20 protein-coding genes and 1 riboswitch are annotated in these 24,005 nt (G+C 71.1%); of the genes, 10 read left to right on the top strand and 10 right to left on the bottom strand.

Annotated features, from left to right (window positions below; genetic code table 11):
* Nucleotides 1-47 precede the first annotated feature (47 nt).
* Nucleotides 48-154, top strand: a riboswitch (cobalamin riboswitch).
* Nucleotides 155-186: 32 nt separating this feature from the next.
* Together ACFMRZ_RS06010 and ACFMRZ_RS06005 are read left to right on the top strand one after the other, a co-directional pair.
* The gene (locus ACFMRZ_RS06010) at nt 187-4,128 is read left to right on the top strand and encodes a cobaltochelatase subunit CobN (RefSeq protein WP_400178246.1); all 3,942 of its coding nucleotides are present in this window, start codon (nt 187-189) and stop codon (nt 4,126-4,128) included.
* A 124-nt stretch (nt 4,129-4,252) separates the two neighbouring features.
* Nucleotides 4,253-4,642 carry a PPOX class F420-dependent oxidoreductase gene (locus ACFMRZ_RS06005; protein ID WP_280275045.1) on the top strand — a complete coding sequence of 130 codons (390 nt, stop codon included), beginning with the start codon at nt 4,253-4,255 and terminating at the stop codon, nt 4,640-4,642.
* Between the two features lie 15 nt (nt 4,643-4,657).
* Here the strand turns inward: ACFMRZ_RS06005 and ACFMRZ_RS06000 are convergent, their stop codons facing one another.
* Entirely contained in the window at nt 4,658-5,041 is a 384-nt protein-coding gene (locus tag ACFMRZ_RS06000; RefSeq protein ID WP_280275044.1) for a PPOX class F420-dependent oxidoreductase, read from the bottom strand.
* 9 nt (nt 5,042-5,050) lie between these two features.
* The gene (locus ACFMRZ_RS05995; RefSeq protein WP_400178245.1) at nt 5,051-5,641 is read right to left on the bottom strand and encodes a PadR family transcriptional regulator; all 591 of its coding nucleotides are present in this window, start codon (nt 5,639-5,641) and stop codon (nt 5,051-5,053) included.
* A 107-nt stretch (nt 5,642-5,748) separates the two neighbouring features.
* On the opposite strand from ACFMRZ_RS05995, the gene ACFMRZ_RS05990 reads away from it, so the two are divergent.
* Nucleotides 5,749-6,444: a glyoxalase gene (locus ACFMRZ_RS05990; protein ID WP_400178244.1), complete on the top strand. Its 696-nt coding sequence runs from the start codon at nt 5,749-5,751 to the stop codon at nt 6,442-6,444.
* An 11-nt stretch (nt 6,445-6,455) separates the two neighbouring features.
* On the opposite strand, the gene map is transcribed toward ACFMRZ_RS05990, so the two are convergent.
* Nucleotides 6,456-7,223: a type I methionyl aminopeptidase gene (map, locus tag ACFMRZ_RS05985; RefSeq protein WP_400178243.1), complete on the bottom strand. Its 768-nt coding sequence runs from the start codon at nt 7,221-7,223 to the stop codon at nt 6,456-6,458.
* A gap of 76 nt (nt 7,224-7,299) precedes the next feature.
* Between map and ACFMRZ_RS05980 the strand changes: the two genes are divergently transcribed.
* Nucleotides 7,300-7,563: a helix-turn-helix domain-containing protein gene (locus ACFMRZ_RS05980; RefSeq protein ID WP_400178242.1), complete on the top strand. Its 264-nt coding sequence runs from the start codon at nt 7,300-7,302 to the stop codon at nt 7,561-7,563.
* Between the two features lie 28 nt (nt 7,564-7,591).
* Here the strand turns inward: ACFMRZ_RS05980 and ACFMRZ_RS05975 are convergent, their stop codons facing one another.
* From ACFMRZ_RS05975 to ACFMRZ_RS05950, 6 genes are all read right to left on the bottom strand, one after another.
* Nucleotides 7,592-8,632 carry a S1C family serine protease gene (locus ACFMRZ_RS05975; protein WP_400178241.1) on the bottom strand — a complete coding sequence of 347 codons (1,041 nt, stop codon included), beginning with the start codon at nt 8,630-8,632 and terminating at the stop codon, nt 7,592-7,594.
* A gap of 315 nt (nt 8,633-8,947) precedes the next feature.
* Nucleotides 8,948-9,772 (bottom strand): ESX secretion-associated protein EspG, encoded by an 825-nt coding sequence (locus ACFMRZ_RS05970; RefSeq protein ID WP_400178240.1) that lies wholly within the window; start codon nt 9,770-9,772, stop codon nt 8,948-8,950.
* Nucleotides 9,772-12,189 carry a hypothetical protein gene (locus ACFMRZ_RS05965; protein ID WP_400178239.1) on the bottom strand — a complete coding sequence of 806 codons (2,418 nt, stop codon included), beginning with the start codon at nt 12,187-12,189 and terminating at the stop codon, nt 9,772-9,774. Before ACFMRZ_RS05965 ends, ACFMRZ_RS05970 begins: the two co-directional genes overlap by 1 nt.
* Nucleotides 12,186-12,608, bottom strand: coding sequence for a hypothetical protein (locus ACFMRZ_RS05960; RefSeq protein ID WP_400178238.1), 423 nt, complete (start codon nt 12,606-12,608; stop codon nt 12,186-12,188). The genes ACFMRZ_RS05965 and ACFMRZ_RS05960 overlap by 4 nt, the downstream gene beginning before the upstream one ends.
* A 147-nt stretch (nt 12,609-12,755) precedes the next feature.
* Nucleotides 12,756-14,168, bottom strand: coding sequence for a metallopeptidase TldD-related protein (locus ACFMRZ_RS05955; protein ID WP_400178237.1), 1,413 nt, complete (start codon nt 14,166-14,168; stop codon nt 12,756-12,758).
* Between the two features lie 55 nt (nt 14,169-14,223).
* Nucleotides 14,224-15,753 carry a TldD/PmbA family protein gene (locus ACFMRZ_RS05950; RefSeq protein ID WP_400178236.1) on the bottom strand — a complete coding sequence of 510 codons (1,530 nt, stop codon included), beginning with the start codon at nt 15,751-15,753 and terminating at the stop codon, nt 14,224-14,226.
* Between the two features lie 196 nt (nt 15,754-15,949).
* Here ACFMRZ_RS05950 and ACFMRZ_RS05945 point away from each other — a divergent pair, with 196 nt between their 5' ends.
* A complete protein-coding gene (locus tag ACFMRZ_RS05945) occupies nt 15,950-16,630 on the top strand; it encodes a helix-turn-helix domain-containing protein (RefSeq protein WP_280371692.1) in 681 nt (226 codons plus the stop codon).
* A gap of 15 nt (nt 16,631-16,645) precedes the next feature.
* Here ACFMRZ_RS05945 and ACFMRZ_RS05940 read toward each other — a convergent pair whose 3' ends face one another.
* Complete coding sequence (locus tag ACFMRZ_RS05940) at nt 16,646-17,413, bottom strand: TSUP family transporter (RefSeq protein ID WP_280371690.1); 768 nt, start codon at nt 17,411-17,413, stop codon at nt 16,646-16,648.
* A 61-nt stretch (nt 17,414-17,474) separates the two neighbouring features.
* Between ACFMRZ_RS05940 and ACFMRZ_RS05935 the strand changes: the two genes are divergently transcribed.
* From ACFMRZ_RS05935 to lnt, 5 genes are all read left to right on the top strand, one after another.
* Nucleotides 17,475-18,683, top strand: a complete 1,209-nt coding sequence (locus tag ACFMRZ_RS05935) for a sensor histidine kinase (RefSeq protein ID WP_280275031.1) — start codon at nt 17,475-17,477, stop codon at nt 18,681-18,683.
* A 28-nt stretch (nt 18,684-18,711) separates the two neighbouring features.
* Nucleotides 18,712-19,371: a response regulator transcription factor gene (locus tag ACFMRZ_RS05930; RefSeq protein ID WP_280371688.1), complete on the top strand. Its 660-nt coding sequence runs from the start codon at nt 18,712-18,714 to the stop codon at nt 19,369-19,371.
* Nucleotides 19,372-19,468: 97 nt separating this feature from the next.
* A complete protein-coding gene (locus ACFMRZ_RS05925) occupies nt 19,469-19,951 on the top strand; it encodes an FxsA family protein (RefSeq protein ID WP_280275029.1) in 483 nt (160 codons plus the stop codon).
* A 57-nt stretch (nt 19,952-20,008) separates the two neighbouring features.
* On the top strand, nt 20,009-21,604 hold the full coding sequence (locus ACFMRZ_RS05920; RefSeq protein ID WP_400178235.1) for an amidohydrolase: 1,596 nt from the start codon (nt 20,009-20,011) through the stop codon (nt 21,602-21,604).
* Between the two features lie 445 nt (nt 21,605-22,049).
* Nucleotides 22,050-23,753: an apolipoprotein N-acyltransferase gene (gene lnt / locus ACFMRZ_RS05915; RefSeq protein WP_400182780.1), complete on the top strand. Its 1,704-nt coding sequence runs from the start codon at nt 22,050-22,052 to the stop codon at nt 23,751-23,753.
* The last annotated feature ends 252 nt before the right edge of the window (nt 23,754-24,005 follow it).

Here is a 24,005-nt window from a genome sequence, read left to right as displayed (position 1 = left end):
GCGTCCGCGCATCCGTTCGCATGCCCCGGCGTGCAGGCCGCGCGACACCCACGCGGTAGCATCCGGGGGCTCGCTCAGCATGAGGAAACCGGTGCAATTCCGGTGCGGTCGCGCCACTGTGACAGTCAGACCCTCCTGCCGGGCGCCAACTGCCGCATGGGCGCGTCACCCGAGGAAGGCCGAACCGTGATTCTGCTGCTGTCCACCTCCGATACCGATCTACTGTCCGCGCGTGCCAGCGGCGCCGACTACCGGCTGGCCAACCCGGCGCGGTTGCTGGCCGACGATCTCCCGGCGCTGCTCGACGGCGCGGACCTCGTGGTCGTGCGCATTCTCGGCGGCCGCCGGGCCTGGGAGGAGGGCCTGGACACGTTGCGCGCGAGCGGAATTCCGATGGTGGCGCTGGGCGGCGAGATGGCCCCGGACGCCGAGCTGATGGAGTGCTCGACGGTACCCGGCGGCGTGGCGGCCGACGCGCACAACTATCTGGCCGCGGGCGGGGCCGACAACCTGCGGCAACTGCACCACTTCCTGTCCGACACCGTGCTGCTCACCGGGCACGGCTTCGAGCCGCCGGTGCACCTGCCCAACTGGGGTGAACTGCGGCGATCGGCTCGCGAGGTGGACGGCCCGACGGTCGCCGTGCTCTACTACCGCGCTCAGCAGCTGGCGGGCAACACCGCCTACGTCGACGCGCTGTGCACCGCGATCGAGGACGCGGGCGCGCGCCCGCTGCCGCTGTACTGCGCGTCGCTGCGCACGGCCGAACCGGAGCTGATCGAGACTTTGCGGGCCGCCGACGCCCTGGTGGTGACCGTTCTCGCCGCGGGCGGCAGCAAGCCCGCCGCGGCGTCGGCCGGGGGTGACGACGAGGCCTGGGACATCGGCGCACTCGCCGACCTGGACGTGCCCATCCTGCAAGGGCTGTGCCTGACCAGCGGCCGCGCGCAATGGTCGGACAACGACGACGGCCTGTCCCCGCTGGACGTCGCCACCCAGGTCGCGGTGCCGGAATTCGACGGCCGCATCATCACGGTGCCGTTCTCGTTCAAGGAGTTCGACGCCGACGGCCTGGCCGCCTACGTGCCGGATCCCGAACGCGCCGCGCGGGTGGCGGGCATTGCGGTGCGCCACGCCCGGCTGCGGCACATCCCGGCCGGGCAGCGCCGCATCGCGCTCATGCTGTCGGCGTATCCCACCAAGCACGCGCGCATCGGCAACGCCGTCGGGCTGGACACGCCCGCCAGCGCCATCCGCTTGCTGACCGAGATGCGTGCGGCCGGTTACGATCTCGGCGCTCCTGGTGAAATCCCGGGGCTGGCGGAACGCGACGGCGACGCACTCATCCACGCGCTCATCGCCGCGGGCGGCCAAGACCCCGACTGGCTCACCGCGGAACAGTTGGAGGGCAACCCGATTCGCATCGGCGCGCAACAGTACGCCGCGTGGTTCGAGACGCTCCCGGCCGCACTGCGCGACGCCGTGATCGAGGCCTGGGGACCGCCGCCGGGCGAACTGTACGTCGACCGGTCGGCGGATCCGGCCGGTGAGATCGTCATCGCCGCACTGCGTTTCGGCAACGTGGTGCTGATGGTGCAGCCGCCGCGCGGGTTCGGCGAGAATCCTGTCGCGATCTACCACGACCCCGATCTGCCGCCGAGTCACCATTATCTGGCCGCGTACCGCTGGCTCTCGGCGGACGAGACCGCCGGAGGCTTCGGCGCGGACGCCATGGTGCATCTGGGCAAGCACGGCAACCTGGAGTGGCTGCCGGGCAAGACGCTCGGCATGTCCGCGGCGTGCGCCACCGACGCCGCGCTCGGCGACCTGCCGCTGATCTACCCGTTCCTGGTCAACGACCCCGGCGAGGGCACGCAGGCCAAGCGGCGCGCGCATGCCACCCTGGTCGACCACCTGATTCCGCCGATGGCCCGCGCGGAGACCTACGGCGACATCTCCCGGCTCGAGCAGTTGCTCGACGAGCACGCCAATATCTCCGCGCTGGATCCGGCGAAGCTGCCCGCGGTCCGCCAGCAGATCTGGACGCTGATGCGGGCCGCGAAGATGGACCACGACCTGGGCCTGACCGAGCGGCCGGACGAGGACTCCTTCGACGACATGCTGCTGCACGTCGACGGCTGGCTGTGCGAGATCAAGGACGTGCAGATCCGCGACGGCCTGCACGTGCTGGGCCAGGCGCCCGCCGGTGCGGGCGAGCTGGATCTGGTGCTCGCGATGTTGCGGGCCCGGCAGCTGTGGGGCGGCGAGATCGCGGTCCCCGGCCTGCGGGAAGCGTTGGGGCTCAGCGAATCCGGGGACGAATCGCGGGAACGGGTGGACGCCGTGGAGTCCCGCGCTCGCGCCCTGCTCGCCGCGCTGCAAGCGGCGGACTGGGCGCCCGGGGCGGTCGACGAGGTGCTGGCGGAACTCGTCACGGTCGAGGAGTTCACGCACTCCGCCCACGGCGTCGCGGCGGACATCGCCTCCGCGGCGGACAATGCCGGTGCGCCGGGAGATGTTGTCGGGCGTGGCGCCGACAAGGCCGTGGTGCCGGGAGACGTTGCGCCCGTGGCTGGGCGTGCTGCGGACGAAGCCGTGGTGTCGGGGGATGTTGCATCGGTGGCTGGGCGTGCTGTGGGGGAGGCCGTGATGTCGAGTGACGTTGCGTCTGCCGGGCGCAGTGCCGACGAAGTCGTGGTTTCCGGAGGCGTTGCGCCCGTGGCTGGTTCGGCGCTGGTGGAGGATGGCCCCGGGAGTGCGCGGATCGTGGTCCCGGCTGATCGGGTCGACACTCTGCGGGCCGTATTGCGTTTCGCCGCAACGGAAGTGGTGCCGCGCCTGCGGGAGACCGGCGTCGAGATCGACCGCATCCTGCACGCTCTGGACGGCGGCTTCATTCCCGCGGGGCCGAGTGGCTCTCCGCTGCGCGGGCTGATCAATGTGCTGCCGACGGGGCGCAACTTCTATTCGGTCGACCCGAAGGCGGTGCCGTCGCGGCTGGCGTGGGAAACCGGCCAGGCCATGGCGGATTCGCTGCTGCAGCGCTATCTGTCCGACCACGGCGAGTATCCGCGGTCGGTCGGACTGTCGGTGTGGGGCACCTCGGCGATGCGGACCTCCGGCGACGACATCGCGGAAGTCTTCGCGCTGCTGGGCGTGCGGCCGGTCTGGGACGAGGCGAGCCGCCGCGTCACCGGCCTCGAGCCGATCGCACTCGCGGAGCTGGGCCGCCCGCGCATCGACGTGACCGTGCGCATCTCCGGATTCTTCCGCGACGCGTTCCCGCACGTGCTGGCGCTGCTCGACGACGCCGTGCGCCTGGTCGCCGGACTGGACGAACCCGCCGACTCGAATTACGTTCGCGCGCACGCCCAGTCGGATCTGGCGGGGCACGGCGACGAACGGCGCGCCACCACCCGCATCTTCGGCTCCAAGCCCGGCACCTACGGGGCGGGACTGCTACAGCTGATCGACTCCAAGAGCTGGCGCACCGACGACGATCTGGCCGAGGTGTACACGGCCTGGGGCGGTTTCGCCTACGGCCGGGGTCTGGACGGCATCCCGGCGGCCGACGACATGCGCACGGCGTACCGGCGAATCACGGTGGCGGCCAAGAACACCGACACCCGCGAGCACGACATCGCCGACTCCGACGACTACTTCCAGTACCACGGCGGCATGGTGGCGGCGGTGCGGGCGCTCACCGGCAGCAACCCCGAGGCCTACATCGGCGACAGCACCCGCCCCGATTCGGTGCGCACCCGCACACTCTCGGAGGAGACCACCCGCGTATTCCGCGCCCGCGTGGTCAACCCGCGATGGCTCGAGGCGATGCGCCGGCACGGGTACAAGGGCGCCTTCGAGATGGCGGCGACCGTCGACTACCTGTTCGGCTACGACGCCACCACCAATGTCGTCGCCGACTGGATGTACGAGAAGCTCTCGGAGAGTTACCTTTTCGACGACGTGAACCGCAAGTTCATGGAGCAGTCGAATCCCTGGGCGCTGCACGGCATCGCCGAACGCCTGCTCGAGGCCGCCGAGCGCAAGCTGTGGGAGCATCCCGAACCGGAGACGCTGGAGCGGCTGCGGCAGGTCTACCTGGAAACCGAGGGCGAACTCGAGTAATTCGCGCTCATGTCGACCGTCGGCGGTCGGCCTTTGCCGGGCGTCCGCCTACGCGCGCAGGCGTAGGGGTCCGTGCGTCCGGGGACGGATGTGGCCGGGGCCGCACCGCCGTAGTGTCTTGTCCATGACCTGGAACGATCTCGCGCAATCCAAGTACGCGCTGCTGACGACCTACAAGAAGGACGGCACCGCGGTCGGCACCCCGGTCTGGGTGGCGCCCGACGGTGACCGCATCGTGGTGTGGACCAACCCCAAGACCTGGAAGGTGAAGCGGATTCGCCGCAATCCGTCGGTCACGCTGCAGGCGTGCGACAACCGCGGCCGGGTCCAAGACGGGGAGGTCGTGGCGGGCACCGCGGAGGTACTCGACGCGGCGGGCACCGACCGGATACGGGGGGTGATCGGGCGCAAGTACGGCGTGCTCGGCACCCTGGCCGTGCAGGGGCACAAGCTGATTCTGGGCAAGGACCGCTCGGTCGGGCTGTCGATCAGCCGGGAGGTTCCGCCCGAGTAGCCTGCCCCGCTCCGCTCAACTACCGGTGGCGATCTCGATACCGACGGTGCCGCGCCGCCCCCGTCGCAGCACACTGCCGGTGACGACCAGCCAGCCCTGCACGGAGTACTTGCGCTTGATCAGCTTGCGCACCCGCTCGCTGCCTTCGTCGTCGAGAATGCTTGCGGTGCCTTCGATTACGTCGCCGCGCGGCGTACCGGTGGCGCTGCACGGTTGCAGCGTCACCGCGGGATTGCGGCGGATGCGCTTCACCTTCCAGCTGTCGGCGACCGTCCAGACGTACAGCTTGCCGTCGTCGAGCGCCGCCCACAGCGGTGTCCCGACGGGGGTGCCGTCCTTCTTGTAGGTCGTCAGCAGAACGTAATTGGCGGTACCGACGGGGCCGAAGGGATTGTCCACCGGGAGAGCCTAACCGGCCGTGTCCGGGTCGTCGCCCGCCGGCCGCGGGGGATCGTCGGCCATGCGGTACTCGCCCGCCGCCAGGCGTCGCAGCAGCCGGTCGGTCCATCCGGTGAAGTTGTCGAAGACGCCGCTCCAGAGTTCGAGCAGGTCGGGCGAGTAGGGCGCGTCGTAGCGGCTGGGAAACTCGGACCGCATCGTCAGCAGGCCGTCGCGGATCTCGGCGGTGGCCCGCTGCTGCGTGGTGAGCAGGTCGACAACCTGCTGCCGCGGCAGCGCGTCCATGAACGCGATGCCCGCGCCGAGTTCCTCCATGTCGACGCTGACCAGCGCGGCCCGCAGGCTCGCGAAGAACTCGTCGTCGCCGGCCGCGGTCAGCTCGAACAAGGTGCGGCCGGGGCCCTGGTCGCTGTCCTCGGTCCGCACCGCGCGCAGCTTGTCCTCCGCGGTGAGCTGTTTGAGGGCATGGTAGATCGACCCGGGCCGCACATTGGTCCAGGTCTCGGCTCGCCACGACAGCAGTTCCCGGCGCACCGCGTACCCGTAGGTGGGCTGATGCAGCCGGATGATTCCCAATACGAGCAGGCGCACGGCGGACACGAGGCTCCTTTCGGTCGACCACCATGCTAGTCAAATTTGACTTCCCTCCGCCAACCGGCCTACCGTGAGCTAGTCAAATTTGAATACAGGAGGAAGGGAGGGGATGGGTGGCCATCTCGATTCCGGTGCTCTGGAGCGGCGATCTACCGGTCACGCTCGAGTTCTATCGCGCGCTCGGGTACAAGGTGACCGACGAGCAGTCCAGGCCCTATGCCTACGCCGTGCTGCATCGTGACGGATATCAGATCCATCTGGGACCGACGCCGCCGCAGGCCGGGAGCGCCGAGGAAGCGCACGTGGGCTGCCTCGTGCTGATCGATGACGCCGCGCACCGGCATGCGGAATTCAGCGCGGCCCTGCGCGAGCATTACGGCCGGGTCCCGGCGCGCGGCGCGCCGCGGATCACCCGGTTCCGGCCGGGGCAGACGCGGTTCACCGTCGTGGACCCCGCCGGCAATTCGATCATCTACATCGAGCACGACGAACCCGATATCGAGTACGGCGGCTCGCGCGAACTCACGGAGCTCGCCCGGGTGCTCGACAACGCTCGGATCCTGCGGGACTTCAAGACCAACGAGGCCGAGGCGATCCGGGTGCTGGAGGTGGGACTGCGGCGGTTCGACCGATCCGCCACGCCGCTCGAGCGCGGCCGCGCCCTCGCGATGCTGGCCGATATGCACTCGGCCGCAGGCGATGTGGAGCGGGCGGCCGAGCGGCGGCGGGAACTCGCGGCCCTGCGGTTGGCCGCCGACGATCTCGACGCGCTGCGCGCCGAGTATCCCGGCGTTCGCGAACCGGGCTGAGATCCCGTGGTTCAGGCGGCGAGGGTCAGCACGCGCGGGCCGTCGTCGGTGACGGCGATGGTGTGCTCGGAGTGGGCGGTGCGGGAACCGTCGGCCGAACGGAGCGTCCATCCGTCCGGGTCGGTCACGATGCGGTCGGTGCCCGCGGCGAGCCACGGTTCCAGGGCGAGGGTCAGGCCCGGGCGCAGGAGCATGCCGCGACCGGGGCGCCCGGCGTTGGACACGTGCGGGTCCTCGTGCATGGTGCGACCCAGGCCGTGACCGCCGAATTCGGTGTTGACCCGGTAGCCGTAACCGTGGGCGACCTCGGCGATGGTGGCGGAGATGTCGCCGATCCGATTGCCCGGCAGGGCCACCTCGATCGCGGCGGCCAGCGCCTCCTCGGTCGCGCGGACCAGGCGACGATCCGGTTCGGCGGCGGTGCCCACGATGACCGTGATCGCCGAGTCGGCCACCCAGCCGTCGATGCTCACCGCGAGGTCGATGCTCAGGACGTCGCCGTCGCGCAGTGTGTAGTCGAACGGAAGCCCGTGCAGCACAGCGTCATTGACCGACAGGCAGACGGTGTTGCGGAACGGTCCGCGTCCGAAGGAGGGTGCGTAGTCCCAATAGCAGGAGGTGGCGCCGCGTTCGCGGATGCGGTCGCGCACGTGCCGCTCCAGGTCCAGCAGATTGACTCCCACCTGTGCGCGTTCGCGGAGTTCGGCCAGGACTTCGGCAACGAATCGGCCGGTCACCCGCATCCGTTCGATCTCGGCGGGTGTTTTCAGTTCGACCACGAGCATCCTCCAGTTCGGTATTTAAATACCACCGTAGCGTTTGCGGTATTTGAATACCAACCCGTAGGGTAGCCGCATGGTTCGCCTACCCCTTACCCCCGCTCAGGTCGAGGCCGGTCGACGGCTCGGCGCCTACCTGCGCGCGGCGCGGGCGCAGCGAGACCCGGCCGTCGTGGCACGCGAGGCGGGCATCTCCCCGGAGACGCTCCGCAAGATCGAGTCGGGCCGCTTGCCCAGCCCGGCCTTCGGCACGGTGGTCGGTTTGAGCCGCGCCCTGGACATTCCGCTACAGGAGCTGGCGGAGGTCTGGCAGTCGGCGGCCTTGGCCGAATCGGCCTAGCGCCGGCGGTTTTCGGCAGGCGTGCCACTCATTCGGCGGTGAGTTCGGTCGGTATGGCGATCACGTCCACCATCGCGCCGTTGCGCAGCACCGTGACGGGGAGGGCGCGGCCGATGGCGTCGGCGAACAGGTGGCGTTGAATGCCTTGGGCGTCACGGATTTCCGCGCGGTCCACGGTGAGGACCAGATCGCCGCGGCGTAGACCGGCGCGATCGGCGGGGCCGTCGCGCACCACTTCCACCACGCGCAGCGCGGCGCGGCGTCCGACGCGGGCGGCGAGCGCGGCGGGCAGTGGGGCGGGAGCGCCCACCACGCCGAGGTAGGCGCGCCGCACCCGGCCGTCGGTGCGCAGGGCGTCGACGATCCGTCGGGTGGTGGAATTGATCGGGATCGCCAAGCCCAGTCCGATGCCGGCGACGGCGGTGTTCACCCCGACCACGTGCCCGGACGAATCCGCCAGCGCGCCACCGGAATTGCCGGGATTCAGCGCGGCGTCGGTCTGAACGACATCCTCGATCACCCTGGTGCTGCGCCCGGCGCCGACCGGGACGGCCCGGCCGAGCGCGCTCACCACACCCGCGGTCACCGACCCCGCCAGTCCGAGCGGGCTACCCACCGCCACCACGAGTTGACCGACAACCAGCCGGTCGGCATCGCCGAGCGTGGCCGCGTCGGGTGCGTCGCCCCGGGCGTACAGCACGGCCAGGTCCGACAACGGGTCCACCCCGGTCACGTCGAACGGCGCGGCGCTACCGTCGGCGAACTCGACGGTTCCCGCCCGCGCCGACCCCACCACGTGAGCGTTGGTGAGCAGGTATCCGTCCCCGCTGACCACCACCGCGGAACCACCACCGCGACGGGTCTGCACGCTCGCGACGTGCGGAGTGACCTGCCGGGCGACCGCAACCACCGTGCGTGAATACGCGTCGAGGGCCACCGCTTCCGCCTCATCGGTGCCCCGGTGCACAACCGGATCGCTCTCCGGACCGGCCTGCCCGTCCGAGTCGGCGCCGCCGCCGAGCATCCCCGCGATCGCATCCTCGTCCACGACGATCACCATCCCGCTCACATGATTACACCGCTATCCCTCCAGCATCCGCCGAATCCAGGTCCCCGCCCAGCTGTTCGCCCCAGGCGCAATCTGCCTGCCGAACACGAGACGTTGACAGTGCTCGCGCAATCCGAAATCACCCGCGCTCGGCGAAGCGACCAGTGCCTGACCTCGAGAGGGTTCGTCCATACGGAGCGGCACGCCCCGGCGGCTCTGGAGACCGTATGCGCTTCACCGCCATGGCGATTCAACCCGTTCAGTTGCCCGGACGCTGCCCACTCCCTGACGCGAGGCACTTGTTCGGTCGGTGGAGTAGGTGGTCGGGCAGGAAGCTCAGGGACGGAGGTGTGGGGTGGCGGGTGGGGCGTCGATGACTCGTTGGGGGGCCAGTTCGGCGGAGTCCTCTACGTAGTCGCGGAATTCGAGTAGGGCGTGGTCGAGTAGGCGGGTGACCGCGCCGCGGAGGGTGGAGGTGTCGGCGGGGCGGACGGTGATGGTGCGGCTACCCGTCTCCATGTAGCGGCCGTCGTCTTCGATGTCGTACCAGCGCACGGTGCCGACCTTGCGGGGTGGGCGGAGGCCCTGGCGGCGGGGGCCGCGGAAGATGGTGACCACTCCGGCGCCGGTGGCGGGGCGGCGGATGAGTTCGCGGTAGCGCTGGAGCGGGGTGGATTCGCCGGTGTAGCGGAGGATCGGCTGGCGTTCGGGGTAGAGGTCGGCGGCGACGAAGGCCTGGGCGGGGCGGGTGCCGGGCGGCTGTTCCGGGAGGAGCATGGTCAGACGGTCGGGTAGTCGGTCGGCGGCGGTGATGGAGAGTTCGATGCGGCCGCGGCGGGTGAACTGCATGGCCAGTGCGGCGTGGCGGTCGTGCCGGGCGGCGGCGACGCGGATCGGGCCCGCTTGGTCGGACACTCCGTGGATCTCCGCCCACACCTCCGGCTCGGTGAGCACTGTGAAGGCGCGGCGCAGCAGGTCGGCCTCGTTCCAGTTCAACCGGCCGCGTTCGGAGTACTCCTGCCGCACTCGGGCCCAGAATCGGTCGCGCTCGTTGACGTGCCCGAACCGGGACAGGTAGTCGAGCGGGTACAGCATGCGGTCGTTGGCCGGCCCGAACCACAGGGCCGCGAACTCCTCTTCATCGAACGACCAGGACGCCATTACTCACCTATCACGGGTGGAACATTGCGGTAGTTGTCCGGGGCGGTTGCGGTGCTGCGGGGATGAACGGTCTCCACCGGTACGGATCCGATAGTGCCGGAACGGGTTTGGTCACCGCCAGAGTCCGGCGCGCGGTCGTGCGTGTGAGATTCCTCGCCCTCGGCGACCGCCGTATCCCCGGCGGGCCGTGATTCGGCGGTACCGGAATCCGCCTCGCCCGCGGCCGGGGCGGGCAGGTCGGTGGCGGATGTCGGCTGCGAGCTGGGCGGTGTTTCGGCTGTGCCCGAACGGGTTTCGGGGACGCCGTTGTCGTCGGGCGGTGCTGGGGGTGCCGTGATGAGGCCCTCGGGAGTGCCGGACGCGTTGTTGTGGGAGGGCGACGTGCCGGGTTGTGGCGCACTGGTAATGACCGAATCGTCTTCGCCGCTCGACTGTGTGCTCGAGTCCTTGGCGAGGTCGCTTGCGCCCGCGGTGGGATGGTGTTCTCCCGTGCCTGTTGCGGACGCGCGCGGGTCGTTACCCGCATCGGCCGACTCGGCATCAGTGGAAGGGGCCTCCGCGTCGATGGCGGCGGGATCGGCTTCGTCGGTGTCGGTTTCGTGGTGTTTGTCGAATCGGAGGCCGTAGCGTTCTCGGTCACCCGCGTAGCGGCGCACGCGGGGCATCCGGTGCACCGGATCGTCGGCGGTCTGCGCGAGTTCCGCGGCAGCCGTGCCGCTGATCGCGGTCGCGCCCGCCGCGGTGTACGGCGTGAGGTCCGGGGTCGCATTCGGGACGGCCGGGCCCGCGAAGCCCGGAATTTTCGGTGTCGGCGCGGGCGGAAGCGGGGGCGGGGCAGGTGGATTGGGCATCGGAGCGGGCGGCGGTACCGGCTTGCCCAACGGTGCGCCCGGCGGCGAACCCGGAGCACCTGGCTGCGGAGACGGCGGAACATTCGGTGCGGGAGCAGGTACACCGGAGCCCGGTGCCGGAGGGTTCGCTGGCGCATTCGGCACCGAGGGACTCGTGGGCGCGTTCGGCACCGGGGGACTCATGGGCGTGTTCGGCGGAGGCGCGGGAATGGGCGGGCTGGGAGGGGGCGGAGGCACGGGAACCGGCGGCACTCCCGGTGCGCTCGGGACGGGGACCGAGGACAGCGGGCCGGGTGCGGCGGGGATCGGCGCGGAGGGCGCGGACAACGGGCCGGGGGCTGCCGGCGCGGACGGTGGTGGCGTGGGCGCCGTCGGCGCACCGGGAGACTGTGGCGACGAATGCGACCCGGGCACAGAAGGATTCGACGACTGCCCCGGCTGTGCGCCCGACCCACCGGCCGCTCCCGCACCACCGTTACCGGTAGCCCCCGCGGTACCCGTATGCGAGCTGCTTGTAGTGGCCGGACCATTGGAACCGTCGTGCACCGAATCACCTTGTGTCACAACCGTTCCCGGCCCTGGAGCCGGACCCGGACGCGGATTCTCGGAGACGGCATGCTCGACCGGTTTCGGCTCGCTCGTCTCCGACGGCCCCGCGGGACCGGGCCGCGGCTTCTCCTCACCCACCGGCCGTTCGGGCCGTGGCGGCGGAGCATCGTGCCCGTTGTGACTACCGGCCGTCCCCGATGGCCGACTACTGGAGTTCGGAGTCCCCAGCCCGCTGCCCACCGGTCCGTGATGGTTCGGTTTCGGCCGCGTACCCGGCGAACCGAAAAGCGACGAGCCGGCCTCGGGATCCGCCGAGGCGCCACTCGACAGCCCCGGCACACCGCTGAGCAGCGAACTGACCGGTCCGGTATTCGTCGCGGCCGTGGCGCCGTTGACGGGTATGCCGCTCGACGCCGCCGTCGTCGCGCTGCCGGTGAGCGACCACCCACTGCCGGACAACAAGTTGTCGAGGGGCCCCGACGACGCATCCGCGCCGGCGAGCGACACCGCGGCGGGGAAGGCGGGCAGTCGCGCGTCCTGATCGAGGAACGGCAGCACGTACCGCTGCTGCATCACCTGGCGGGCGTCGTCCTGCGCCTGCTGTGCCGCGCGAGACTGGCCGTCGTAGCCGGTGGGGTCCTCGGTCTGGTCGGCCGTCACCGGAACCGGTGCGGGCACATAGGCTTTGGTGGTGACCGCGGCCAAGGCCGTGTTGGCGACGACCTGGCCGGTCTGCTCGAACAGGTCGGCCAACTGCCCGGCCCGGGTGCCGTAGTCGGACAGGGCCTGCACCGCGGTGTCGGCGGCCACCCCCGTCCATCGGCCGTCGACGGCCGTGCGGACGGCCTGGACCAACCGGCCGGTGGATTCGCGCCACTGGTCGCGCGCCTGCTGCCAGGTCGTGACGACCTCGGCGGTCTGATCGTTCACGGTCTGGAAGGCGTCGTAGATCTGCTGGTGGGTCAGCGCGTCCACGTTCTCCGGGTTGGTGATGCCCGGCTGGTCGTATCCGGTCACTGCGCGCCCCCGGTCGTCGGTCCCGGTGTGATCGCCTGGAATTTCGCGGCGAACTCGCTGTCGGTCTGCTGTAGTCGCTCGCGGATGGTGCGGAACAGGCTCTGCACTTCGTCGGCGACCTGCCAGTGGCCTTCGAGCGCGTCGTAGGCGCTGGTTTCGCCGCCGGCGCCCTTTCCACGCAAGCGCCCCACGAGGGTCTGGGCCGAGGTGAGGACGGCGGATTGCTCGCCGACGCCCCACGATTCGTGCTGGTTGACCTGCTGCACCAGCTGCTGGATGGCGCGGATCTCGGTCTTGCGCTGCTCCATCGCCTGATCGAGCGCCACGAACGCCTGCGGGTCCACGTGCAGCGCCACCGCACCCGTCCTGGCCTGCTCGATCAGCGGGCCGAAGACCTCGTGACCGCTGTCATCTACCATGCTGCCCCCGTACGACTGCGTGCGTGCCTGTGCTGAATTCGACGCAGCCGCACTCGTTTCGGTTCCCTCGATCTCGGCTGCGGCGTTCGGACCGGCCCTCCGGTGGGGCGATTGTGCCACACCCGTCCGGGTGCGGACAGGGTATCGCTAGGTGGCCCGGCTCACCGAGGACATGTGGAAGTCGGGAATCCGCAACGGCGGCATGGCGGTTCGGGTGAACCAGTCCTTCCACTCGCGGGGCAGGGTGATCTCGGTGCGGCCCGCCTCGCTGACCCGGCGCAGCAGATCCAGCGGGCTCTCGTTGAAGCGGAAGTTGTTGACCGCCGCGGTGACCGCGCCGTTCTCCACCAGATACACCCCGTCCCGGGTGAGGCCGGTGAGCAGCAGCGTCGCCGGATCCACCTCGCGGATGTACCACAGGCAGGTGAGCAGCAGCCCGCGCTCGGTGCGCGCGATCATCTCGTCCAGCGTCGCGCCGGAACCGCCTGTCATGAGCAGGTTCTCGCCGGGCACCGTGACCGGGGCGTCGAATTCCGCGGCGGTGGCGCGCGGGTAGACCAGCGATTCGACGACGCCGTCGCGGACCCAGTCCGCCCGGCGCGCGGTGAGGCCGTTGTCGAACACCGACATCGCCTCCGAGGACGCCGGAGTCGCCACGAACGGGCGGTACTCCAGTCCCGTGGCGTCCGGGTCCGAGTACAGGGTGAGTGGAATGTCGGTGAGCCGCTCGCCGATTCGGGTGCCGCCCGCGCGGGCGAACGCGGTGTGGCCCTCGTGGGCGCCGCGGCCCTCCATGGCCCACATCATGTAGATCATCAGATCGGCGACCGCCGACGGCGGCAGCAGTGTCTCGTAGCGACCGGCGGGCAGCTCCACGCGGCGGCCGGACCAGTCGAGGCGGCGCGCCAGCTCGGCCAGCAGCGCGGGCACCTCGACATCGGTGAAATCGGTGGTGCCGGTGCCGACCCAGGCGCTCGCCAGGTCCGCGCCGGCGCCGCGCTTGCCGTTGATCTCCACGGAGCCGGTCGGCTGCACCCAGCGGCGGCGCACCCCCGTGGAGGTGCCCAGCCAGGTGGAATGCAGCTGGTGGTGGGCGAACCCGTAGAGCCGGTCGGCGCCGTCGAATCCGGTGGCCAGGTCGCGGGCGAGCGGCTCGAAGACCTCGATGCCGGTGGTTCCGGGAGCACCGGTCCACGGCAGTTCGCGGTCCGCGCCCGCGGGGCCGAGGGCGTCGGGATCCAGCAGTGGCACGGCGTCCGCGGCGGGCTCGGCGGTGCGCGCGGCCTCCTCGCTCGCGCGCACCACGGCCTCGATGTCGGCGGGATCGACGCTGGTGGAGGCAACGCTGCCGACTCGCGCGGACCGCGGCCCGTCCCGGAAGATCGAGACGACCGCCCAGTCCCGCGCCACCGACGATCCGTTGGTGGTCATGGAGTTCCCGGCCCAGCGCAGCGACGTGTCGTAGGCGTCGGTGACGAGGACGATGGTCTCGTCGGCGCGGGCGGCCCGCAGCGCGCGGTCGACGACCTCGGCCGCGGGGATGACTTCGGCTGCGCTCACGGCATTACCTCGGTGGCGGTCGGCGGGGCGGGCTGGATCCTCGTTGTGCGGCCGTTCACGACTGCCCGGCCTCGGAGCGAGTGTTGAGCACGTTCACCCCGCGCACCAGCACCGACGGGCAACCGTGGCTGACCGCCGCCACCTGGCCGGGCTGGGCCTTGCCGCAGTTGAACGCGCCGCCGAGTACCCAGGTCGACGGCCCGCCGACCGCTTCCATCGCGCCCCAGAATTCGGTGGTGGTGGCCTGGTAGGCGACATCGCGCAGCTGTCCCGCCAGCTCACCGTCGCGGATGCGGAAGAATCGCTGCCCGGTGAACTGGAAGTTGTAGCGCTGCATATCGATCGACCACGACTTGTCGCCGACGATGTAGATGCCGTTCTCGACGCGGGAGATGAGGTCGGCGGTCGTGGTGTCGCGCACCGGGTCCGGTTGCAGCGAGACGTTCGCCATCCGCTGGATCGGGACGTGGTGCGGGGAGTCGGCGTAGGAACAGCCGTTGGAGCGGTCCAGCCCGAGGCGCGGGGCGAATACCCGGTCGAGCTGGTAGCCGACCAGGACGCCGTCGCGTACGAGGTCCCAGCGCTGACCCGCGACGCCCTCGTCGTCGTAGCCGACCGTCGCCAGCCCGTATTCCTGGGTGCGGTCGCCGGTCACGTGCATGACCGGGGTGCCGTAGCGCAGCGTGCCGAGCAGGTCGGGGGTCGCGAAAGAGGTTCCGGCGTAGGCGGATTCGTAGCCGATGGCACGGTCGTACTCGGTGGCGTGGCCGATCGACTCGTGAATGGTCAGCCACAGGTTGGTGGGGTCGATGACGAGGTCGGTGGGCCCCGCGACGACACTGGGCGCCTTCACCTTCTCGGCGAGCCACTCGGGGATCCGCGCGAGTTCACCGTGCCAGTCCCACACGCCGTCGCTCCCCGCGACGTACTCCCAGCCGCGCCCGGCGGGGGCGGCCAGCGTGCGCATGGTCTCGAAGACGCCCGCGGCGGGATCGACGGTGATCGCCTCCAGATGCGGGTGCAGCCGCACCCGCTGCTGGGTGATCGCCGAGCCCGCGGTATCGGCGTAGTAGATCTGCTCCTTGACCTGGAGGACGGCCGCGGTGACGTGGTCGACCCCGTCGGCGGCCGCCAGCCGCCCCGAATACTCCTGCAGCAGCGCCACTTTCTCCGGAGTCGGCACCGTGAACGGGTCGATCTCGTAGGACGAGACCCAGGTGGCGTCGCTGTACACCGGTTCGGGCGCGAGTTCGACGCGTTCGCGGTTGAGTGACCGCAGTGTGGTCGCGACCGTCACCGCGCGGCGCGCCACCTCGGCGGCGGTCGCGGGGGAGAGGTCGGCGTGGGAGGCGAAACCCCAGGTTCCGTCGACGACGACGCGGACCGCGATACCGAGATCGGTGGAATTGCCGACGGCCTCGACCCGGCCGTCGCGCAACCGGATCGACTGCGTCACCAGCCGGTGCACGCGCAGATCGGCATGCGTGGCGCCGGCGGCGCGGGCCGCGGTCAGCGCCGCGTCGGCCAGCGCGGCCAGCGGCAGGGCGCGGAACTCCTCGTCCACCACCCGGTTTGCGATACTCACCCCCGACACGCTAATCGGTTGCCGACCGGTCGTTCAACCGCCGCGCCCGGAATGCCGTGCGGCCCAACGCGACACGCCGTGCAACTCTGCATCGAGTGCAAACACGCACGACATGCGGGGTGGCACCGGGTGCAGCGCACGCGCCGACGCGCAGCCTGCCGGGTGTTTCGTGATCTATGCCGTACCGTGTGCCCGCGTGCCGCCATCCGCACTCCGTGACCGCAAGCGGGAACGCACCCGCCGTGCCCTCCTCGAGGCCGCCGTCGACCTGTTCGAAACCCGTGGCTACGAGTCGACCACCGTCGCCGACATCGCCGCGACGGCCGAGGTGGGTACGAGAACCTTCTTCAACTATTTCGAGAGCAAGGAGGAATTGCTCTTTCCCGAGCCCGACGAACGCGTGCGCGCCGCCGTGCACGCCATCGCCACCCGGCGTCCGGACGAACGGCCCGTCGAGGTGTTGTTACGGGCGTTACGCGCGGCCGGGGACAACCCCGGCGACCATCTGGGCGACGACCTCGCCGCCCGCATCTCGGTTCTGCGCGCCCAGGTTTCGCGCACGGTGCCCGCGGTCAGCGGCCGCGCCGCGCACGCCCAACTCGCCGCGCAGCAGGAGATCGCCCGGCAGCTGCGGGCCGCGTTCCCCGAGGAACTCGACGAGGTCGGGGCCGCCGCGCTGGTGGGCGCCGTCGTCGGCGCCGTCTCCGGGGCGCTGACCGTGCTGTTCTCCGGCCGCCACGCGCTCGAGGACGGCGAGCGGCTGCACCGCAAGATCCGGGAGACCACCTCGAAGGTGCTGGCGCCGTGGCTGGCCGAGCCCGCGCCCGCCGCCGAGGCCCGCTCGATCCGGCACATGATGGCCGAGGCGCGCTGCTGACCCCGCGCGCCGCGCTCAGCCGAACTGCTGCCAGCCCAGGCGGATCACCATCGCGACCACCACGACCAGCAGCACCACGCGGACGAAGCCGGCGCCGCGGGCCAGCGCCATGCGCGAGCCGACGACCGCCCCGGCGATATTGGCCGCCGCCATCGCCAGGCCCAGCGTCCAGATGACGTGCCCGGTGGCGCCGAGGAAGATCAGCGAGCCGAGATTCGATCCGCAGTTGATCACCTTCGCCATCGCCGCCGCGCGGACGAACTCGGTGCCCAGCAGCGTGGCGAAGGTGATGATGAGGAACGTCCCGGTGCCCGGCCCGAGCAGCCCGTCGTAGCAGCCGATCAGACCCGCCGCCAGCGCGACGACCAGGATCGTCTTGCGCCGGGTGGGCGGATCGGTGGCCAGGGTGACGCCGATCGAGGGCCGGGCCGTGACGAACAGCGCGACGCCGATCAGCACGACCATCACGATCGGGATGAAGTAGTCGCGGTCGATCAGCGCGACCGCCGCGGAACCGGCCGCCGCCGCCACCGCGGCGATCACCGCGCCCGGCAGCAGCAGCCGCCAGCGAATCGGCACCTTGCGCGCGAAGGTCACCACCGCGGCGGTGGTGCCGGAGAACGCGGCGATCTTGTTGGTGCCCAAGGCGGTCTGCGGCGCGATGGCCGGAGCGACCAGGAACAGGATCGGCAGGATGATCAGCCCGCCGCCGCCGACCACGGCATCGACCCAGCCCGCCACCGCGGCCGCGGGGAGCAATACCGCCCAGTCTGCGAGTTCCACGGGCCGAGACAACCAGACGTCGGATGATCCGGCAAATCCGATCCACACCTAGGCTGAGCAGGTGCGTCGATTCAGTCTGTGGCTGCGCGGGAAGCCGATGGTGGCCGACTCGATGCTCGCCCTCGCCCTGCTGCTGCTCGACCTCGCGGTGATTCGCGACAAAGAGCAACTCCCGCTGCACCTGACACTGGCGCTACTGGTCCCACTGCCGGTGGTGTGGCGGCGGGCCTACCCGCGCGCGAGCGCCGCCGCTCTGCTGGCGCTGGCGATCGCCACCACCGCGATCAGTCACGTGACCCACGTCGATCTGGCGCCGCCCGCGCTGCTCGCGGTGGGCATCATGCTCTACACCCTGGTCGCCTACGTCGGCCGGCGCGAAGGATTCCTTTATCTGGCGGCACTGGCCGTCGACGGCACACTGTCGATCACCGTGCTGCACCAGACCGTCTGGTCGACGGCCGGATTCCTGGTCATGTACTACGCGCTGTGCTGGACGCTGGCCGAATTCCTCGGCGCCCGCCACGCCTACGACCGGGAGGTGGCCGCCCGCCTCGCCGTCGCCGACTACGACCGGGACCGCAGCGCGCACGAGGCCGTCTCCATCGAACGCACCCGCATCGCCCGCGAACTGCACGACGTCGTCGCGCACGCGGTGAGCGTGATCATCGTGCAGGCCGACGGCGCCAAATACGCCCTGCGCCGCGACCCCGACGCCGCCGAACAGGCGCTGAGCACCATCGCCGCCACCGGCCGGGACGCCCTGCGCGAACTGCGCCGCACCGTCGCGCTGCTGCGCACCGAGCACGCGCCCGAGCAGCTGCCCCAGCACGGCACCGCGGGACTGGCGAAGGTGGTCGGAATGATGCGCAGCGCGGGGCTGGCGGTGGAACTGGAGCTGACCGGCGAACTCGACGACGTCGCGCCGGAGGTGAGCCTCGGTGTCCATCGCATCGTGCAGGAGTCGCTGACCAATACCTTCCGCCACGCCGGGCCCGATCCGAAGGCGTGGGTCCGGGTGCGCCGCCGCGACGAGGATGTCCTGGTCGAGGTCGACGATCTCGGTCACGCCGCCGAGGCCGCCCATGCCACCGGCGCCGCGCGCACCGCCGATCCCGCTGTCCGCGCGGCACTGACCGGCAGCGGCCTCGGCCTGGTCGGCATGCGCGAGCGGGTCGCGGTCCTCGGCGGCACTCTCGAGGCGGGCCGCCGCGCCTCGGGCGGGTGGCGGGTGCGAGCCACCATCCCCCTGGAACGTGAGCCGATGGAGTAGGGCGGGCGGCGGCCGATAGATTGGGGGCGTGCCGATCACCGTTCTCGTCGTCGATGACCAGGAACTCATGCGAGCCGGACTGAAAATGGTGCTCGGCGCCCACCCCGATGTGGAGGTGGTGGGGGAGGCCGACAACGGCGCCGCCGCGGTGACCCGGACCCGGGAGCTGCGCCCCGACGTGGTGCTCATGGATGTGCGGATGCCGGTCGTCGACGGCGTCACCGCCACCGGCCAGATCCTCGAATCCGGTTGCGGCAGCAGGGTTCTGGTGATGACGACCTTCGACCTGGACGAACACGCGCTGGGCGCGCTGCGGGCCGGGGCGAGCGGGTTCCTGCTCAAGGACACCCCGCCGGAGGACCTCATCTCCGCCATCCGCAGCGTCGCCGCCGGGGACGCGGTGGTATCGCCGAAGGTCACCAAGCGGCTGCTGGACCGGCTCATCGCCGACGACCCGGCACACATGCGCGACCCGGCGGTGCTGGACGTGCTCACCGCCCGCGAACGGGAGGTGCTCGGCCAGATCGCCGCCGGGCGCTCCAATGCCGAGATCGCCGCCGCGCTGTTCCTCTCCGAGGCGACGGTGAAGACACACGTCGGCCGCGTACTGACCAAGCTCGACCTGCGCGACCGGGTCCAGGCGGTGGTGCTGGCCTACGAGACGGGACTGGTCCGGCCCGGAGCGTGACACCCGGATCCGCCTTTCTCAGCAGGAATTCAGTGTCGGCGGGAGAAATCCGGGCGCGCCGGACGTTGCACGGGTAGATCGTTTCGAAAGGATCGCCATGCCCGCCCTCTTGTTCGCGCTCTACCTCGTCGCCGAGATCGCCGCACTGGTCGTGGTCGGCCACCTGATCGGCGTTGTGCCGACGATCCTGCTGCTGATCGCCGGGTCCGGACTGGGCATGATCCTGGTGCGCTCGCAGGGCCGCCGGGTCTTCGACCAGTTCCGCCGCGCCGGTCGCGGGGAGATCGCGCCCGGCACCGCCGTGGCCGACGGTGCGCTGGTCGCCCTCGGCGGCGTCCTGATGTTCGTGCCGGGCCTGATCACGTCGCTGTTCGGCCTGCTCCTGCTGCTACCCACCCGCGCGCTGCTGCGCCCGGTGGTGTCGGCCTTCGCCACCCGCCGCATCGATCGGCTGTCGATGGCGACCGGCTATCACGGCGTGGTCGTCGAACCCAGCGGCGACGTCGTCGACGGGACGGTCGTGCACCAGTACTACGACGACGGCCAGGGCGAGGCCCGCCCGATGCTCGACGGGCGCTGACACTTCTCGCTCGGCCCGGGCAAACCCCCGTTCCGGTATGCGGCACACTGGACTGCCGTGAGTACCCAGTTGCTGGTCGGCGGACGCATCTACAGTTCCAGTTCACCCGACGCCACGGCGATGGCGGTGACCGACGGCACGGTGGTGTGGCTGGGCGCGGACCGGCCCGGACGGGCGCTCTATCCGGATGCCGAGATCATCGAACTGGACGGGACATTCGTGGCGCCGGCGTTCGTCGACCCGCATGTGCACGTCACCGCGCTCGGCCTGCAACTGACCGGACTGGATCTGTCGCGGGCCACCTCGCTGGCACACTGCCTGGCACTCGTGCGCGACTACGCCCTGGAACATCCGGGCGCCGTGCTCGGCGACGGCTGGGACGAGACCCGCTGGCCCGAGGGCAGACCGCCGACGGCCGCGGAGATCGACGCCGCCGCCGGACCGGGCCGCTCGGTGTATCTCGTTCGGGTGGACGCACATTCGGCCGTCGCGTCCACCGCGCTGCTGGACGCCGTGCCCGCGGTCACCGCGGCGGCCGGATTCACCCCGGGCGAGCCGTTGCGCGCCGAGGCCCATCACCTGGTCCGTGCCAGCGCCCTCGGCGGACTGGATCGCCCGCAACGCGACCGCGCCCGCCGCGCCGCGCTCGACCACGCGGCCGCGCACGGCATCGCGGCCGTGCACGAATGCGCCGGACCGCAGATCTCCGGCCGCGCGGACGTCACCGAACTCCTCGAATTCACCCACGGCGTGCAGGTGCGGGCCTACTGGGGCGAGGCCGTCCGCAGCGCCGACGAGGCGCGCTCGCTGATCGAGGAACTCGGGGTGCACGGACTCGCCGGAGATCTGTTCGTGGACGGTTCGATCGGCTCGCACACCGCGTGGCTGCGCGCCCCCTACGCCGACCGCGACACCACCGGCGTCGGCTATCTCGACGCCGACGCGGTCGCCGCGCACGTGCGTGCCTGCACCGAAGCGGGCGTCCAGGCCGGTTTCCACGCCATCGGCGACGGGGCGCTCGAGGCGGTGGCGCAAGGGTTTTCGCGGGTCGCCGCCGAACTGGGCGGCCCGGCCGTCGCGGCTCGCGGGCATCGCGTCGAGCACGCCGAACTGCTCGACGCCGCACAGATCTCGGCGCTGGCGGCCTGCGGCGTGATCGCCAGCGTGCAACCGGGATTCGACGCCGAGTGGGGCGGCCCGGACGGCATGTACGCCGCGCGGCTGGGCGCCGAGCGCGCCGCCGCCCTGAACCCGTACGCCGCGATGGCCGCCGCCGGTATCTCCCTCGCGATCGGGTCCGACGCCCCTGTGACCGCCCTGAATCCGTGGGAGGCCGTCCGCGCGGCGGCCCACCACCGCACCCCCGGCTACCAGATCTCCCCGCGCGCCGCGTTCGCCGCCGCCACCCGCGGCGCGTGGCGCGCGGGCGGCGTCCGCGACGGCGTCGCGGGCACCCTGGTCCCCGGCGCCCCCGCCTCCTACGCCCTGTGGGACGCCGCCGACCTGGTGGTCGCCGCCGCCTCCGACAAGGTCCAGCGCTGGTCCACCGACCCACGCTCCCGAGTCCCCGGCCTCCCCCCACTCGACCCGGGCGCCACACCCCCGCGCTGCCTCCGCACAGTCCACCGCGGCACCACCATCTACGAAGCCTGACCAATCCGACGGACCGGCGGCCGCGTCACCGGAGTCCGGCACGGCGTGGTTCGCTCGGCCCGCGTCCGCGCTGCGTGCGCACCATCCACTGCGGCGGCACCGACCACGTGGCTGACCGGTTCGCCGGTCCGGTCGGCGCGTCGCTGTAGGCAGGTATGGCTTGTCGCCGCTTCGCCCGCGTACCGGACCCTCACGCTGCCTGCACCGTCCACTGCGTTCCACCCTGTGGGCCTGGCCGCCGATTCGATCGGTCGGTCGCAGAGGCCCGGTATGGCGGCCCCGGCGGAGGGTGGGTGGGTCGCGGCCGTAGCATCGACGCGGTGTCGAGCAGGACGTCGTGGGCCGTGCGTGGGGTCTTTGGTGCCGGTGGGCGTTCGGAGTTCGCGGGCGTTGTGGTGTTCGCGGAGGAAGCGTGAGCGGACGGTGGGGGGCGCGCCTCGCGACAATGGTGTCCGGGTCTGCTCGCGAACCGCGGGCCGGTGTCGGCGACGCCGCGACGGGAGGTCCGGAGCGGACGGGTCTGCGGGGCTGGGTCGCGGGGCATCCGGTGTGGTGGCGGGTCGGCGGGGCCGTCATTGCGGGGTTGCTGATCTATGCGAGCTTCCCGCCGCGTACCTGCTGGTATCTCGCCCCGTTCGGGATCGGCGTGCTGACACTGGTGGTGCGCGGATCCCGCCGTCTGCGCGGCGGATTCGGGTACGGGCTGGTGGCGGGGCTGGCGTTCTTCGTGCCGTTGCTGCCGTGGACCGGGATCTATGTCGGCCCGGTGCCGTGGCTGGCGCTGTCGGCGGCGTGCGCGGTCTACGTGGGCCTGTTCGGGCTGCTGGCGCGGCTGGTCGGTACGGTTCCGGGCTGGCCGCTGTGGATCGCGGCGATGTGGACACTCACCGAATGGGGTCGCTCGAGTTTCCCGTTCGGCGGATTCCCTTGGGGCCGTCTGGCATTCGGCCAGGGCGACGGCTGGTATCTGCCGCTCGCGGCGGTGGCCGGGGCGCCCGGCGTGAGCTTCGCGGTGGCATTCACCGGAACGCTGCTGGCGGCCTTGGCGCTACGCGCCGCCGACCACCGAAAGCCCAGGTGGCTACCCGGAATTATCACTGTCGCAACGGCTGTGGCTATCATCCCGTGTACCGGAGTGATCCTCCGGACCGCGCTGCCCGCCCCGGACGACGGTGACCGGCCGATCACGGTCGCCGCGATCCAGGGCAGCGTGCCGCGGCTGGGACTGGACTTCAACGCGCAGCGCCGCGCCGTCCTCGACAATCACGTCCGCCGCACCGAGGAACTGGCCCGCGCCGTCGCCGCCGGGCAGGCCCGGCAGCCGGATGTGGTGATCTGGCCGGAGAATTCGTCCGATATCGACCCGCTGCGCAACGCCGACGCCGCCCGCGAGATCGGCGCGGTGTCCGCCGCGATCCACGCGCCCATTCTGGTCGGCGCGGTACTGGTGAACTCCGACGACACCACCACGAACTCGGTGCTGGTGTGGAACGGCCTCGCCGGACCGGGGGAGCGGCACGACAAGCGGATCATCCAGCCGTTCGGCGAGTATCTGCCGATGCGCGGGTTCTTCCGGCACTTCTCCGAATACGCCGACCGGGCAGGCTATTTCGTGCCCGGCCATGGCGACGGCGTGGTGCACGCGCACCCCGCGGGCGGGGGACCGCCGGTCGCGATCGGCGTCGCCACCTGTTACGAGGTGGCCTTCGACCGCGCCTTCGAGGATTCCCTGCGCGCCGGCGCCCAACTGCTGACCGTGCCCACCAACAACGCCACCTTCGGCGACACCGAGATGACCTACCAGCAGCTGGCCATGTCCCGGGTGCGCGCCGTCGAACACGGCCGCGCCCTGGTGGTGGCGGCCACCAGTGGGGTCAGCGCGATCGTCACCGCGGACGGCGCGGTGGCCGAGCAGACCCCGAAATTCGTGCCCGCCGCGCTGGAGGCGACGCTGCCGCTGCGCACCGCCACCACACCGGCGACACTGCTGGGCCCGCTGCCCGAACGCGTGTTGTGTATCCTTGCCGCGGCTGTTGTTGTGGCTGTGGCTATTCGGCGGCGAATTTCGCCGCCGGAGCATCCGGTGGATGCGGGCGCGCTCGGCGGCCGAGTGCGCCGCCGGTCGGCCGCACCGGCTCCCGCCGAGTAGCGAACACCTGGGCCACGGCCGGGCCGGTGCGGGCGTCACGCATCGGTTCGCGTTGCCGCACACTATTCGCCGAGTTATTGCGAGACACGACTTCCCTTGTCGGGGGAAGTGCTTGAACTGCGTTTTCTAAACATCTTTGTGGTTTGCGAAGAGGTAGCTGACCGAAGTTCCTCTCCGCCAATGTGGTTTGAAGTGCAACATCTCGAGATCGCTACCGATCCGCCCGACGCCATGCTCCGAATCATAGGGCGT

It is taken from the genome of Nocardia sp. N2S4-5 (genome assembly GCF_044628355.1).
In the GTDB taxonomy this organism is placed as follows: Bacteria; Actinomycetota; Actinomycetes; order Mycobacteriales; family Mycobacteriaceae; genus Nocardia; species Nocardia wallacei_B.
This window is presented reverse-complemented; position numbering and strand designations above follow the sequence as displayed.

Bases quoted from the DNA above. Each gene is read 5' to 3' on its own strand.
- ACFMRZ_RS06005 (WP_280275045.1), top strand. From the start codon at position 4,253: ATGACCTGGAACGATCTCGCGCAATCCAAGTACGCGCTGCTGACGACC.
- ACFMRZ_RS05960 (WP_400178238.1), bottom strand. From the start codon at position 12,608: ATGGTAGATGACAGCGGTCACGAGGTCTTCGGCCCGCTGATCGAGCAG.
- ACFMRZ_RS05970 (WP_400178240.1), bottom strand. From the start codon at position 9,772: ATGGCGTCCTGGTCGTTCGATGAAGAGGAGTTCGCGGCCCTGTGGTTC.
- lnt (WP_400182780.1), top strand. From the start codon at position 22,050: ATGGTGTCCGGGTCTGCTCGCGAACCGCGGGCCGGTGTCGGCGACGCC.
- ACFMRZ_RS05980 (WP_400178242.1), top strand. From the start codon at position 7,300: ATGGTTCGCCTACCCCTTACCCCCGCTCAGGTCGAGGCCGGTCGACGG.
- ACFMRZ_RS05925 (WP_280275029.1), top strand. From the start codon at position 19,469: ATGCCCGCCCTCTTGTTCGCGCTCTACCTCGTCGCCGAGATCGCCGCA.